The 13541-nt window shown below is 70.9% G+C and carries 14 protein-coding genes; 7 read left to right on the forward strand and 7 right to left on the reverse strand.

Translation table 11 applies throughout. The features are described 5' to 3' along the window. Positions 1-74: 74 nt before the first annotated feature. A complete protein-coding gene (locus FDM97_RS02415) occupies positions 75-809 on the forward strand; it encodes a DedA family protein (protein ID WP_137988615.1) in 735 nt (244 codons plus the stop codon). On the opposite strand, the gene FDM97_RS02420 is transcribed toward FDM97_RS02415, so the two are convergent. Continuing rightward, on the reverse strand, positions 806-2458 hold the full coding sequence (locus tag FDM97_RS02420) for a threonine/serine exporter family protein (protein ID WP_137994616.1): 1653 nt from the start codon (positions 2456-2458) through the stop codon (positions 806-808). The two genes, FDM97_RS02415 and FDM97_RS02420, sit on opposite strands and share 4 nt — an antisense overlap. A gap of 119 nt (positions 2459-2577) precedes the next feature. Next, on the reverse strand, positions 2578-3072 hold the full coding sequence (locus FDM97_RS02425) for an inorganic diphosphatase (protein ID WP_019888410.1): 495 nt from the start codon (positions 3070-3072) through the stop codon (positions 2578-2580). 102 nt (positions 3073-3174) lie between these two features. Between FDM97_RS02425 and dacB the strand changes: the two genes are divergently transcribed. The 6 genes from dacB to folE all read left to right on the forward strand — a co-directional run bounded on the left by dacB (position 3175) and on the right by folE (position 10511). Continuing rightward, positions 3175-4587, forward strand: coding sequence for a D-alanyl-D-alanine carboxypeptidase/D-alanyl-D-alanine endopeptidase (gene dacB, locus FDM97_RS02430; RefSeq protein ID WP_137988616.1), 1413 nt, complete (start codon positions 3175-3177; stop codon positions 4585-4587). Positions 4588-4636: 49 nt separating this feature from the next. After that, positions 4637-5767 carry a zinc-dependent metalloprotease gene (locus tag FDM97_RS02435; protein WP_137988617.1) on the forward strand — a complete coding sequence of 377 codons (1131 nt, stop codon included), beginning with the start codon at positions 4637-4639 and terminating at the stop codon, positions 5765-5767. Between the two features lie 196 nt (positions 5768-5963). Then, positions 5964-7031: a tRNA lysidine(34) synthetase TilS gene (gene tilS / locus FDM97_RS02440; RefSeq protein ID WP_137988618.1), complete on the forward strand. Its 1068-nt coding sequence runs from the start codon at positions 5964-5966 to the stop codon at positions 7029-7031. A gap of 41 nt (positions 7032-7072) precedes the next feature. Further along, on the forward strand, positions 7073-7612 hold the full coding sequence (hpt, locus tag FDM97_RS02445) for a hypoxanthine phosphoribosyltransferase (protein WP_132917781.1): 540 nt from the start codon (positions 7073-7075) through the stop codon (positions 7610-7612). Between the two features lie 162 nt (positions 7613-7774). Then, complete coding sequence (gene ftsH / locus FDM97_RS02450) at positions 7775-9808, forward strand: ATP-dependent zinc metalloprotease FtsH (protein WP_137988619.1); 2034 nt, start codon at positions 7775-7777, stop codon at positions 9806-9808. A 97-nt stretch (positions 9809-9905) separates the two neighbouring features. Continuing rightward, positions 9906-10511 (forward strand): GTP cyclohydrolase I FolE, encoded by a 606-nt coding sequence (gene folE, locus FDM97_RS02455; protein WP_137988620.1) that lies wholly within the window; start codon positions 9906-9908, stop codon positions 10509-10511. Positions 10512-10530: 19 nt separating this feature from the next. Here folE and FDM97_RS02460 read toward each other — a convergent pair whose 3' ends face one another. From FDM97_RS02460 to folP, 5 genes are all read right to left on the reverse strand, one after another. Continuing rightward, positions 10531-11016, reverse strand: coding sequence for a DUF3180 domain-containing protein (locus FDM97_RS02460; RefSeq protein WP_137988621.1), 486 nt, complete (start codon positions 11014-11016; stop codon positions 10531-10533). A gap of 50 nt (positions 11017-11066) precedes the next feature. Next, entirely contained in the window at positions 11067-11666 is a 600-nt protein-coding gene (folK, locus tag FDM97_RS02465; protein WP_137988622.1) for a 2-amino-4-hydroxy-6-hydroxymethyldihydropteridine diphosphokinase, read from the reverse strand. Continuing rightward, entirely contained in the window at positions 11663-12022 is a 360-nt protein-coding gene (gene folB / locus FDM97_RS02470; protein ID WP_137988623.1) for a dihydroneopterin aldolase, read from the reverse strand. The genes folK and folB overlap by 4 nt, the downstream gene beginning before the upstream one ends. A 201-nt stretch (positions 12023-12223) precedes the next feature. Beyond that, positions 12224-12682, reverse strand: coding sequence for a nuclear transport factor 2 family protein (locus tag FDM97_RS02475; protein WP_137988624.1), 459 nt, complete (start codon positions 12680-12682; stop codon positions 12224-12226). Further along, positions 12679-13539 carry a dihydropteroate synthase gene (gene folP / locus FDM97_RS02480; RefSeq protein WP_137988625.1) on the reverse strand — a complete coding sequence of 287 codons (861 nt, stop codon included), beginning with the start codon at positions 13537-13539 and terminating at the stop codon, positions 12679-12681. Before folP ends, FDM97_RS02475 begins: the two co-directional genes overlap by 4 nt. Positions 13540-13541: the final 2 nt, after the last annotated feature.

A 13541-nucleotide genomic window follows, 5' to 3' on the forward strand; every position in this document is an offset into this window, starting at 1 on the left:
GGCACCGTAAGAAAGCGTTGATACCTTGGGGCGGCCGTCCCCCGCCCCCACCGACCGCAGGAGCCCGGAATCCCGTGAACACGCTTGCCCTCGGACCGAGCTGGCTGGACCCGGACTATCTGATTCAGACCTTCGGTCTGATCGGTGTCCTCGTCATCGTCTTCGCCGAGTCCGGCCTGCTCATCGGGTTCTTCCTGCCCGGCGACTCGCTGCTCTTCACCACCGGCCTGCTGGTCACCACCGGGAAGCTGGACACCCCGCTGTGGCTGGTGTGCACCCTGGTCGCGCTCGCCGCGATCATCGGCGACCAGGTCGGCTACCTCTTCGGACGCAAGGTCGGCCCGGCCCTCTTCAAGCGCCCCGACTCCAAGTTCTTCAAGCAGGAGAACGTGGAGAAGGCGCACGAGTTCTTCGAGAAGTACGGCCCGAAGTCGCTGGTCCTGGCCCGCTTCGTGCCGATCGTGCGGACGTTCACGCCGATCATCGCCGGTGTGAGCCGGATGAACTACCGCTCGTTCATCACGTTCAACATCCTCGGCGGCATCCTGTGGGGCGTGGGCGTGACGCTGCTCGGCGCCATGCTCGGCAAGATCGACTTCGTGCACAAGCACATCGAGGCGATCCTCATCCTGATCGTCGCCATCTCGGTGGTCCCGATCGCGATCGAGTTCCTCCGCGCCCGCTCCCAGTCCAAGAAGGCCGCCGCCGCCCAGACCCCCGCCGCCCAGACCCCCGCCGCCCAGACCCCCGGCGACCAGGACACCCCGGCCCCGGCCACCGGCCGGCGCCGCCGCCACGCCAAGAGCTAGAAACCGCGCGTGCGCTTCGCCGCGCGGCGGGCCGCCGCCGCGCCCGGGGCCTGCATGAAGAGGCGGGCCAGCTCGCTTCCCAGGTTCACGCCGATCGCGATCGCCAGGGCCAGGGCCGCCGCCTTCGCCAAGGAGGTGAAGCCCTGGTCCAGGTTGTTCTGGGCGATCGCGAGCACACCGAAGTACGTCGCCGAACCCGGCAGCAGCGGCCCGATCGCCGCCGTCACGTACGGCAGTGACGACGTGTGGTGGTAGCGCGCGATCAGCTGCCCGAACAGACCCACCAGGCCCGCCGCCACCGCCGTCGCCATCACCGCGGAGCCGTCCGCCGTCACCGCGATCGACGCGTAGACCACCCACGCCACACCGCCGTTCAGCGTCGCGAACAGCACCGTCCCCCGCGACTGCTGCAGCAGGATCGCGAACGTCGCGCACAGCACCATCGCCGCCAGGATCTGCACCACCGGCCGTTCGACCGGACTGAGCGCGCCCTCCGGATTGAGCTCCGCGTCGAACTGCACGGCCACGTACAGCACCGACAGCACGCCCACCACGATCGCCACGAAGAAGTACCCGACCTCCAGGAGCCGGGCCGAGGCCGTGATGTAGAAGCCGGTCAGCCCGTCCTGCACGGCCGCCACCAGCGCCCGCCCCGGGATCAGCGCGAACAGACCACCCGTGATCACCGCCGAGGGCCGCAGATCCGCGTGCAGCAGCGTCAGCAGCACCCCCATCGCGGCCGGCGGCATCGCCGCCACCAGGAACTGGTAGAACTCCGGCAGCCCGCGCCCCGCGCACAGCCACGCCAGCCGGTCCCCGAGCACCGCGCCGAGCGCCGCCACCAGGAAGACCGTGAGGTCACCGCCGAGCAGCACCGACGCCGCCCCCGCCAGGACACCCGCCGCCGTCGTCAGCACCCAGCCGGGGTACGGGTGCCGGTTGCGCCGGATCTCCGCGAGCCGCCGGTACGCCTCCTCCGTCGAGACGTCGTGCTCGTCCGCGTTGATGTCCGCGAGCAGCTGGTAGACCGCCGCCAGCCGGGTGTAGTCGGTGCCCCGGCGCCGTACCGTCCGGTTCGCCGTGACAGGGTCGTCCACCAGCGACGGCTGGTACGTGATCGACAGGAGGGTGAACGTCACCGTCGGCTCGCACCGGTCCAGACCGTACGAGCGGCAGATCGCGAACATCGCCGCCTCGACGTCCTCCGCGCCCTCCCCGCCCGCGAGCAGCAGCTCGCCGATACGGAGCGTCAGGTCGAGCACGCGCGGCACCGCGGGACCGCCCTCGTCCTCCTTGCGCGTCTCCGGCACCGGCCGGTCCCCGACCGGCAGCCGCAGCATCGTCCGCATCCGGTCCTGCCAGGGCGCGTCCGCCGGCAGCCGCACCATCGGCATGCCGTGCGCGGGCGTGAACGCGGGCGGCGACTGCTTCGCGGAGTACGTGGAGGGCACCGCGAACGCCGAACCCTCCTGCTCGGCGGGAGGCTCGGTCGCGAGCCCCTCGGGAACGGCGAACTCGGAGGTCGGATGCTCCTCCTCCGGAGGAGCCGGCTGCTCCACCCCGGCCGGCGGGGTGAAGGCGCTGCGCGCCTCGTCCGACTGCGGCTTGCGGTCTTCCGACCCCGCGCCTGCGTCCGGCTCCGCCACCACTCTGTCCGCCCTCACTCCCTCTGGCTCCCTCTGGAATCGTGGGTTCCAGTATGGATGTGCGAAAGGCGGTACACCTCCGAAAAGGTGTACCGCCCGTCACACGATCACGGGGAACCCACTCAGTGGGCGCCGCCCTGCGCCTCCAGGCGCTTGTAGGAGGCCTCGATCTCGGCCTCGGCCTCGGCGCGGCCGACCCAGTTGGCGCCCTCGACCGACTTGCCCGGCTCCAGGTCCTTGTAGACCTCGAAGAAGTGCTGGATCTCCAGGCGGTCGAACTCCGACACGTGGTGGATGTCGCGCAGGTGCTCGACGCGCGGGTCCGAGGCGGGGACGCACAGCAGCTTGTCGTCGCCGCCGGCCTCGTCCGTCATGCGGAACATGCCGATGGCGCGGCACTTGATCAGGCAGCCGGGGAACGTCGGCTCGTCCAGGATGACCAGCGCGTCCAGCGGGTCGCCGTCCTCGCCGAGGGTGTTCTCGACGAAGCCGTAGTCGGCCGGGTAGCTGGTCGAGGTGAAGAGGCGACGGTCCAGGCGGATGCGACCCGTCTCGTGGTCGACCTCGTACTTGTTCCGCGACCCCTTCGGGATCTCGATGGTGACGTCGAACTCCACGGGTGGCTCCTCCTGAATCAACACATGTGAATGCTTGCGGCAACGCGCAGTGATTAAGTGTCCCTCACGCCTGTGTGTGATCGCGAAAGGGGCTGGTCAGCAATGCCGGAGCCGAGGACGTGGCAGCTCACGGCGTGTTCTGCCGTACTCGGTCTGGCCCTCGCCGCCGGAGCGGTGGCCACCGCCGGCCCGTGGGACTCCGGCCAGCGTAAGGCCGAGCGGGCCCGGGCGGCCGCCACGGCCCCCACAGGTGGCGCACATCACGCGCCCGCCGGGCCCCCGGCGGCCCCCTCCCGCCCCGCCCCGGCCCCCAGCGCCGCCGGCGTGCTCCGCGCGCTCGGTGCCCCGGACGCCACCCGCCCGGGTGACCTCGCCGCCACCCTCGTCCCGCTCCTCGCCGACCCCGGCCTCGGCCCGCTGCGCACCGCCTCGGTCGTCGACCTGACCACCGGGAAGCAGCTGTACGGGGAGGGCGCCACGACCCCCATGACCCCGGCCTCCACCATCAAGATCGCCACCTCGGCGGCCGCCCTGTCCGCCCTCGGGCCCGACCACCGCATCCCCACCACCGTCGCGGCCTCCCCGGACGGCCGCACGCTCACCCTGGTCGGCGGCGGCGACCCCACCCTCGACCACGCCCGCCTCAAGGCACTGGCCACCGACACCGCCCGCGCCCTGAAGGGCCGCGGCGTCGCCTCCGTACGCCTCACCTACGACACGAGCCTCTACCAGGGCCCCACCCGCCACCCCATCGGCCCGAACGACAACCTCGCCCCCGTCAGCCCCCTCATGCTCGACGAGGGCCGCCTCGACCGCTCCGACAGCGGCCCCGCCCCGCGCACCGCCGACCCGGCCGGGGACACCGCCACCGCCTTCGCCGAGCTCCTCGCCAAGGCCGGGACGACCGTCCAGGGCGCCCCCGCCCCCGGCCGCGCCCCCCAGGAGGCCAAGGCCGCCCCCCTGGCCCGCACGTACTCCGCGCCGCTCTCCGCCCTCGTCGAGCGCACCCTCACCCACAGCGACAACGACCTCGCCGAGGCCCTCGCCCGACAGACCGCCCTCGCCCGCAAGCAGCCCGCGAGCTTCACCGGCGCCGGCAAAGCCGTCCGAACCGAGCTCACCACCCTCGGACTGCCGACCGCCGGTGCGAGGTTCGCCGACGGCAGCGGCCTGTCCCGCGACAACCGGCTCTCCGCCGCCCTCCTCACCGGCCTCCTCACCCGCGCGGCCGACCCCGCCCGCCCCGCCCTGCGCCCCGTCCTCACCGGCCTGCCCGTCGGCGGCTTCAGCGGCACCCTCAAAGGCCGCTTCGACTCCGGCCCCGCCCTGAGCGGCGCAGGCCTCGTCCGCGCCAAGACCGGCACCCTCACAGGGGTCAACACGCTCGCCGGAACCGTCGTCACCGCCGACGGCCGGCTGCTCGCCTTCGCGTTCCTCGCCGGCCGCACCCCCTCCCCCTACACGGCACAGCCCGCCCTCGACCGCCTCTCCGCCGCCCTCGCCTCCCAGGGCTGAACAGGTCCGAAGCCTCACCGAACGGGCGCCGAGAACGTACGGTTGACGCATGACGAGCATCGGTGGTGCCGAGATGGTCGACTGGAATCTCGCGGTCGCGACCGCGACCCGCCTGCTGAGGCCGGGTCCCGAAGTGAGCCGCGAGGAGGCCCGCGAGGTCGTCGCGGAACTACGCCGGCACGCCAAGGCGTCCGAGGAGCACGTCAGGGCCTTCACCCGGATGATCCCCGAGGGCCACGAACCACGGGACACCCCCGTCCTCGTCGTGGACCGGGCCGGCTGGGTCAGGGCCAACGTCGCGGGCTTCCGCGAACTGCTCTCCCCGCTCCTCGACAAGATGCAGGAACGCCGCTCGGGCACCCCCGGCGGCACCATGCTCGGCGCGGTCGGCGGCAAGGTCACCGGCGTCGAACTCGGCATGCTGCTGTCCTTCCTCGCCTCCCGCATCCTCGGCCAGTACGAGACCTTCGCCCCCGCCACCCGCGAACTGCCCGCCGGCGACAACGGCGGCGGACGACTCCTGCTCGTCGCCCCCAACATCGTCCACGTCGAGCGCGAACTCGCCGTCGCCCCCCACGACTTCAGGCTCTGGGTCTGCCTCCACGAGGAGACCCACCGCACCCAGTTCACCGCCGTCCCCTGGCTCCGTGACCACCTCCAGGGCGAGATCCAGTCATTCCTCGGCGCCACCGAGGTCGACCCCTCCACCGTCGTCGAGCGGCTGCGCGAGGCCGCCCAGGCCTTCGCCGGCGGCCGCCCCGAAGGCGAGGAGGGCGAACCCGCCCCCTCCCTCGTCGAACTCGTGCAGACCCCGGAACAGCGCGAGATCCTCGGCCGCCTCACGGCCGTCATGTCCCTCCTCGAAGGCCACGCCGACTACGTCATGGACGGCGTCGGCCCCCAGATCGTCCCCTCGGTCGCCGAGATCCGCGAGAAGTTCCAGCAACGGCGCGCCCGCGGCGCCTCCCGCCTCGACCTCGCCCTGCGCAAACTCCTCGGCCTCGACGCCAAGCTGCGCCAGTACCGCGACGGAGAGCGCTTCGTCCGGGCCGTCGTCGACCAGGTCGGCATGGACGGCTTCAACCGCGTCTGGACCTCACCGAACACGCTCCCCACCAAGGCGGAGATCGCCACACCGGCCGACTGGATCGCGAGGGTGCACCGTAAGGCAGACTCGTGAGACGGATGCGACGTACGACGGAAGAACCCGCCTCCAATCACCCGTCCGAGGGACCCTAGGCAAAGGGTGAGGCGTGCAATGCTCGGGTAACGGCCAGGTTCTGTCACCATCGACGCACTCTGAGTGACCGAAACCCCTCTTCCGACCGTTAAGACTCCGACCGAGGCACCCCACTCATTCACGAAGGGCACCGGACATGGGTCCCCATCCTGCGGTCGCGGCGATACGCCTGGCGGTCCGCCGCGTACTCCACGACGTTCTCACCGAGCACCACACCGACCCCGCCGCGCCACCCGGCGAGCACCCCCTGGTGCTGGTCGCCTGCTCCGGCGGCGCCGACTCCATGGCGCTCGCCTCCGCACTCGCCTTCGAGGCCCGCAAACTCGCCGTCCGCGCCGGCGGCATCACCGTCGACCACGGCCTCCAGGACGGCTCCGACCTGCGCGCCACCGAGGTCGCCGGACGCATGGCCGCGCTCGGCCTCGACCCCGTCGAAGCCGTCGCCGTCACCGTCGGCCGGGAAACAAGGGTGGCGCACAGCGCCTCGATCAGGGGGGGTGGCGGGCGACGGGCGGGCGGACCGGAGGCCGCCGCCCGCGACGCCCGCTACGCCGCCCTCGACGAGGCCGCCCAGCGCCACGGCGCCGCCGCCGTCCTGCTCGGCCACACCCGCGACGACCAGGCGGAAACCGTTTTGCTCGGCCTCGCCCGCGGCTCCGGCATCCGCTCCCTGTCCGGCATGGCCGCCGTCTCCGGCGCCGCCGGACGCTACCGCCGCCCCTTCCTGGAGCTCGACCGGCAGACCGTCCGCAAGGCCTGCGTCGCCCAGGAACTCGCCGTCTGGGACGACCCCCACAACGCCGACCCCGCCTACACCCGCTCCCGGCTCCGCCACGAAGGCCTGCCCGCCCTGGAGAAAGCCCTCGGCAAGGGCGTCGTCGAAGCCCTCGCCCGGACGGCGCAACTCTCCCGCGACGACGCCGACGCCCTCGACTCCTGGGCCGCCGACGCCGAGGCGTCCGTACGGGACGAGGCCGGCCGGCTCGAATGCGCCAAGCTCTTCGGACTTCCGCCCGCCGTCCGCCGCCGCGTCCTGCGCCGCGCCATGATCGCCGAAGGCGCACCCGCCGGCTCCCTCTTCGCCCGCCACATCGAAGAGGTCGACCGGCTGATCACCGGATGGCGCGGCCAAGGGGCCATCAATCTGCCCGGCCGCGTCGAGGCACGACGGCAGGGTGGCAGACTGGTCATCCGGCAAGGCTGACGCAAGCTGCAACGAAAGTGACCCGGGTGAACGAGAAGGACATGGGCACCGACCTCAAGTCGGTGCTCATCACCAAGGAAGAGATCGACGCGAAACTGGCCGAGCTGGCCGCGAAGATCGACGCGGAGTACGCGGGCAAGGACCTGCTCATCGTCGGAGTCCTCAAGGGCGCCGTGATGGTGATGGCGGACCTGGCGCGCGCGCTGTCCACCCCCGTCACCATGGACTGGATGGCCGTCTCCTCCTACGGCGCCGGCACCCAGTCCTCCGGCGTCGTCCGGATCCTCAAGGACCTGGACACCGACATCAAGGGCAAGCACGTCCTGATCGTCGAGGACATCATCGACTCCGGTCTGACGCTGTCCTGGCTGCTGTCCAACCTCGGCTCGCGCGAGCCGGCCTCCCTCGAGGTCTGCACCCTGCTGCGCAAGCCGGACGCCGCCAAGGTCGCGATCGACGTGAAGTGGATCGGCTTCGACATCCCCAACGAGTTCGTCGTCGGCTACGGCCTGGACTACGCGGAGAAGTACCGCAACCTCCCCTTCGTCGGCACCCTGGCGCCGCACGTGTACGGAGGCTGACGCCCGGGGAACCCGGACCGCCCTCCCGCCGTTGGAGCAAGGGAAGGCGGTCACGGGCCACCATGCTGAGGTACCGTCCGAAGAACAGCTTTTTCTCATAGCAGCTCTCACAGCAGCATTTACCTACGGGCAGGAGGGACGGAGCGTTCTCGCTCCGTATGGATGGACGTGAAGCGATACTTCCGTGGGCCGGTCATGTGGATCGTGCTGGCCGTCCTCGCCGTGGTCGTGCTGATGCAGGTCGTCGGCTCGTCCGAGGGCTACAAGACGGTGGACACCAGCAAGGTCGTCCAGGCGATCAATGACAAGCAGGCCGACCAGGTCAAGCTGACGACCGGCGACGAGCAGGTCATCAAGGTCGAGCTCAAGAAGGGCGCCGACAAGAACAAGTACGGCGGCAGCACCAAGATCCAGGCCAGCTACATCGGTGACCAGGGCGCCAACCTGACCACCACGCTCCAGGACCAGGCCGCCTCCGGCGCCCTGGACAAGGGCTACACCGTCTCCCCGGAGCGCCAGAGCCCGTTCCTGTCGGTGCTGTTCTCGCTGCTCCCCTTCGTCCTCATCGTGGTCGTCTTCCTGTTCCTGATGAACCAGATGCAGGGCGGCGGCTCCCGAGTCATGAACTTCGGGAAGTCCAAGGCCAAGCTGATCACCAAGGACACCCCGAAGACCACCTTCGCCGACGTGGCGGGCTCCGACGAGGCCGTCGAGGAGCTCCACGAGATCAAGGAGTTCCTCCAGGAGCCCGCGAAGTTCCAGGCCGTCGGCGCCAAGATCCCCAAGGGCGTGCTGCTCTACGGCCCGCCCGGAACCGGCAAGACCCTCCTCGCACGCGCCGTCGCGGGCGAGGCCGGCGTGCCGTTCTACTCGATCTCCGGATCCGACTTCGTCGAGATGTTCGTCGGTGTCGGCGCCTCCCGTGTCCGCGACCTCTTCGAGCAGGCCAAGGCGAACGCCCCGGCGATCGTCTTCGTCGACGAGATCGACGCCGTCGGCCGACACCGCGGCGCCGGACTCGGCGGCGGCCACGACGAGCGCGAGCAGACCCTCAACCAGCTCCTCGTCGAGATGGACGGCTTCGACGTGAAGGGCGGCGTCATCCTGATCGCCGCCACCAACCGGCCCGACATCCTCGACCCGGCGCTCCTGCGCCCCGGCCGCTTCGACCGGCAGATCGCCGTCGACCGCCCGGACATGCAGGGCCGACTGGAGATCCTCAAGGTCCACCAGAAGGGCAAGCCGGTCGCCCCGGACGTCGACCTGGGCGCCGTCGCCCGCCGGACCCCGGGCTTCACCGGTGCCGATCTCTCCAACGTCCTGAACGAGGCGGCGCTCCTCACCGCCCGCTCGGACAAGAAGCTGATCGACAACCACTCCCTGGACGAGGCGATCGACCGCGTGGTCGCGGGCCCGCAGAAGCGGACCCGGATCATGTCGGACAAGGAGAAGAAGATCACCGCGTACCACGAGGGCGGTCACGCCCTGGTCGCGGCGGCCTCGCCGAACTCCGACCCGGTCCACAAGATCACGATCCTGTCCCGCGGCCGGGCCCTCGGCTACACGATGGTGCTCCCGGACGAGGACAAGTACTCGACCACGCGCAACGAGATGCTCGACCAGCTGGCCTACATGCTGGGCGGGCGCGCGGCCGAGGAGCTCGTCTTCCACGACCCGACCACGGGCGCGGCGAACGACATCGAGAAGGCCACGGCCACCGCACGCGCGATGGTCACGCAGTACGGCATGACCGAGCGGCTCGGCGCGATCAAGTTCGGCGGCGACAACACCGAACCGTTCCTCGGCCGTGAGATGGCGCACCAGCGCGACTACTCGGAAGAGGTCGCCGCGCTGGTCGACGAAGAGGTCAAGAAGCTCATCGAGACCGCGCACAACGAGGCGTGGGAGATCCTCGTCGAGAACCGCGACGTCCTCGACAACCTGGTCCTGCAGCTCCTCGAGAAGGAGACGCTGGGCAAGGAGGAGATCGCCGAGATCTTCGCCCCGATCGTCAAGCGCCCGGCCCGCCCGGCCTGGACCGGCTCGGCCCGCCGCACGCCCTCCACGCGCCCGCCGGTGCTCTCCCCCAAGGAGCTCGCACTGACCAACGGCGCGAACGGCTCGTCGGCCACGACGCCCACGGTGGACACCACCAAGGGCATCGAGGTCGCCCCGGAGGAGGCCCCGGAGGCCTGACCGGACCGACCCGGAATGGATGCCGCGCCCCGACAGGTTTTAGCCTGTGGGGGCGCGGCATTTTTTCGCGCCATGAGTCAGACGGAACGAGGCACAGATGACCGACCCGGTGACGCTGGACGGCGAGGGCACGATCGGCGAGTTCGACGAGAAGCGCGCCGAGAACGCCGTACGAGAGCTCCTCATCGCGGTCGGCGAGGATCCTGACCGCGAGGGGCTACGGGAGACGCCGGCGCGCGTTGCGCGGGCGTACAGGGAGCTTCTGTCGGGGATGCGGCAGGAGCCCGAGGACGTCCTGACGACGACGTTCGACCTAGGGCACGACGAGATGGTCCTCGTGAAGGACATCGAACTGGTGTCCTTCTGTGAGCATCATTTGCTCCCATTTCATGGCGTAGCTCACGTTGGTTACATTCCGGCCGAAACGGGCAAGATTACCGGCCTGTCGAAGCTGGCTCGACTTGTCGACGTCTTCGCTCGTCGTCCGCAGGTGCAGGAGCGGCTGACGACTCAGATCGCGGATTCGCTCATGAAAATTCTTGAGGCCCGTGGCGCGATCGTCGTCATCGAGGCCGAGCACATGTGCATGTCGCTGCGCGGCATCCGCAAGCCGGGCGCGAAGACGACGACCTCGGCGGTACGTGGCCAACTGCGTGACGCTACGACACGCGCCGAGGCCATGTCCCTGATATTGGCTCGTTAGGAGCCAGCCGTCCGGCAGGTCAGGCCACCGGGGCCGTGCCCTTGCCGTTTTCCTCGTCCTCCGGGAGTTTGCAGACCCGCTCCAGGAAGAGGGCCGCGGCGATGACGCCGATGCCCGCCAGGACCGAGAAGCCGGCGTAGATCGCCTGGTCCCGGCGGGCCGGGACGTCGAGGGAGCCGAGCAGGAAGACGCCCACGCCGCCGTACATGCCGGCGACGAGGGCGGCGACCAGGGCGCTGGCCTGGCCGAAGACCACCGCGCGGGCCGCCATCAGTGGTTCCACGCCCTTCGCGCCGGGGCGGCGCTCGCGCTGGGCCTTGAGGCGGGAGCGGATGGAGAGGGCCGTCGCGGTCAGGACGGCCGCGATCGCCGCGAGAACGATCGGTGCGGCGAGCGGCACGCTGGGCAGGGTGCCCACCGCGTCCCAGAGGCGTGCGCCGCCCCAGGACAGGATTCCGGCCACGATGAACAGTCCGGCGAGCACCTTGAGCCGCAGTTGTTTCACCGGGTGTCCTTCGTTTCGTCTCGGGGGGGCCGTCCCCACGAGCGTAACGACTACTCGGGCAGACGGAGTTCCAGGTCGACACGCGGCACGACGCCGTCGTGGCCGACCGCCGCCAGCAGGTCCGAGACCGGGCCGCGGCCGGGCAGCTGGGCCTCGGGGTCGACGTCGTGCCAGGGGGCGAGGACGAAGGCGCGCTGGTGGGCGCGGGGGTGGGGGAGCGTGAGGACGGGGTCGTCGGAGACCACGTCGGCGTACGTCACGATGTCGACGTCGATGGTGCGCGCGCCCCAGCGCTCGTCGCGGACCCGGTGGAAGGCCTCCTCGATCGCGTGGGCCCGCTCCAGGAGGGAGCTGGGCGGCAGCGTGGTCTTCACCAGGGCGACGGCGTTGAGGTACGAGGGCTGGGAGCCGGGCTCGACGCCCCAGGGCTCCGTCTCGTAGACGGGGGAGACGGCCTTGACCCGCAGGCCCGGGGTGTCCTCCAGGGCGTCGACGGCGCCCTGGAGGTTCTCCAGGCGGTTGCCGAGGTTGGCGCCGAGCGCGATGACGGCCCACTTGGGGTTGGAGAGCGTCACGTCGGCGGCGTCGACCGTCTCGACGACGGAGGCCGGTACGGGCTGCACGGTGGGGTCGCTGTGCGTGGCTTTCATACTCGGCTCCGGGTGATGGTGATGGTCACGTCGTCGAAGGGGACCGTGATCGGCGCGTCCGGCTTGTGGACGACGACCTCGACCTCCTGGACGCCGGCGTGCTTGAGGCACTGCTCGGCGATCCGCTCGGCGAGGGTCTCGATCAGGTCCACGGGCTCGCCCTGGACGACATCGACGACTTCCTCCGCGACGACGCCGTAGTGCACGGTCTTCGTCAGGTCGTCGTCGGCGGCCGCGGGGCGGGTGTCCAGGCCGAGGACGAGGTCCACGATGAAGGTCTGGCCTTCCTCGCGCTCCTTGGGGAAGACGCCGTGGTGTCCTCGGGCCTTGAGGCCGCGCAGCGCGACACGATCCACGCGAATCACTCCTGCTGTCGTAGTTCTTGGGCCACGCAGCCGGGTGCGGACGGCCGGGTGTCCAGCATCGAATCTACCCGCGGGCATCGACAGCGCTTGCCCACGGGGGCTGAGGCGAGGGGCACAGGGGCTGGGTGCGGCCCCTACCCAGAGCGCCGGATTCCAATCCCCGTGGACACCCGAAAAGCCCAGGGAACCCGCTCAGGCGCCGGGTTCCCCGTCCTCGTCCTCGTCCGATTCGGCGAGTACGGGGGAGCCGTGGTGGGACCAGACCTTCCAGCCCTCGAATGTGCGGCGGAACACATTGGTGGCGACCACGAGCTGGCCCACGAGGGGCCCGAGCTCGGCTCCGTCCTCGGCCGGTCCGCCGCTGAGGATGTTCTCGGTGCAGGTGACGACGGCCACATCTCCGGCGAGGGAGACCTGGACATCTGTCAGGAAGAACTGGATGTACTCGGTGTTCGCCATGATCAGGGCGTACGAGCGGAGGACCTCGCCGCGGCCGGCGAGCACGGGCCAGCCGGGGTGGACGCAGCTGACGGGGGTGGCGCCGTCGTCGAGCCAGAGCTCGGAGATCCCCTCGAAGTCGCCGCGTTCCATCGCCTCGTAGAAGGCGGTGTTGGCGGCTTCGACCGCCTCGGTGTCGGTCCGGCGGGTCACGCGGCTCCCTCGACGGCTCTGGCGACCCGGACGGCGTCGGCGGTGGCCCTGACTTCGTGGACGCGGACGGCCCAGGCGCCCTCGTGGGCGGCGATGGCGGAGACGGCGGCGGTGGCGGCGTCCCGCTCGCGGGCGGGCGGCGGTGCGGCGCCCTCGCGGGCCAGGACGTGGCCGAGGAAGCGCTTGCGGGAGGCGGCGACGAGGAGCGGTCGGCCGAGGGCGTGCAGTTCGCGGAGGTGGGCGACGAGGGCGAGGTCGTGGGGGGCGAGTTTGGCGAAGCCGAGGCCGGGGTCGATGACGATCCGCTCGGGCGGGATGCCGCCCTCGACGACGGCCTCCATGCGGTGGCGCAGTTCGGTGAGGACCTCGCCGACGACGTCGTCGTACACGGCGAGGCTGTTCATGTTCTGGCTGAAGCCGCGCCAGTGCATGACGACGAAGGGGACCTCGGCGGCGGCGACGGCGGGGACCATTCCGGGGTCGGCGAGGCCGCCGCTGACGTCGTTGACCAGTGCGGCGCCGGCTGCGACGGCCGCGTGGGCGACGGAGGCGCGCATGGTGTCGACGGAGACGGTGACGCCTTCGGCGGCGAGGCCGCGGACGACGGGGACGACGCGGCGCAGCTCTTCGTCCTCGTCGACGCGGGTGGCGCCGGGGCGGGTCGATTCGCCGCCGACGTCGACGAGGTCGGCGCCCTCGGCGACCAGGTCGAGTCCGTGTTTGACGGCGGCCGTGGTGTCGAACCAGCGGCCGCCGTCGGAGAAGGAGTCCGGCGTCACGTTGACGACGCCCATGACCGCGCAGCGATCCCACTCCGGCAGGCCCCAGGCCGTGCCCCGTCCGCTCAACGTACTCATAT

It is taken from the genome of Streptomyces vilmorinianum (assembly GCF_005517195.1).
Lineage (GTDB): Bacteria > Actinomycetota > Actinomycetes > Streptomycetales > Streptomycetaceae > Streptomyces > Streptomyces vilmorinianum.

Bases quoted from the DNA above. Each gene is read 5' to 3' on its own strand.
- dacB (WP_137988616.1), top strand. From the start codon at position 3,175: ATGCCGGAGCCGAGGACGTGGCAGCTCACGGCGTGTTCTGCCGTACTC.
- FDM97_RS02435 (WP_137988617.1), top strand. From the start codon at position 4,637: ATGACGAGCATCGGTGGTGCCGAGATGGTCGACTGGAATCTCGCGGTC.
- tilS (WP_137988618.1), top strand. From the start codon at position 5,964: ATGGGTCCCCATCCTGCGGTCGCGGCGATACGCCTGGCGGTCCGCCGC.
- hpt (WP_132917781.1), top strand. From the start codon at position 7,073: ATGGGCACCGACCTCAAGTCGGTGCTCATCACCAAGGAAGAGATCGAC.
- ftsH (WP_137988619.1), top strand. From the start codon at position 7,775: ATGGACGTGAAGCGATACTTCCGTGGGCCGGTCATGTGGATCGTGCTG.
- folE (WP_137988620.1), top strand. From the start codon at position 9,906: ATGACCGACCCGGTGACGCTGGACGGCGAGGGCACGATCGGCGAGTTC.
- folK (WP_137988622.1), bottom strand. From the start codon at position 11,666: ATGAAAGCCACGCACAGCGACCCCACCGTGCAGCCCGTACCGGCCTCC.
- folP (WP_137988625.1), bottom strand. From the start codon at position 13,539: ATGAGTACGTTGAGCGGACGGGGCACGGCCTGGGGCCTGCCGGAGTGG.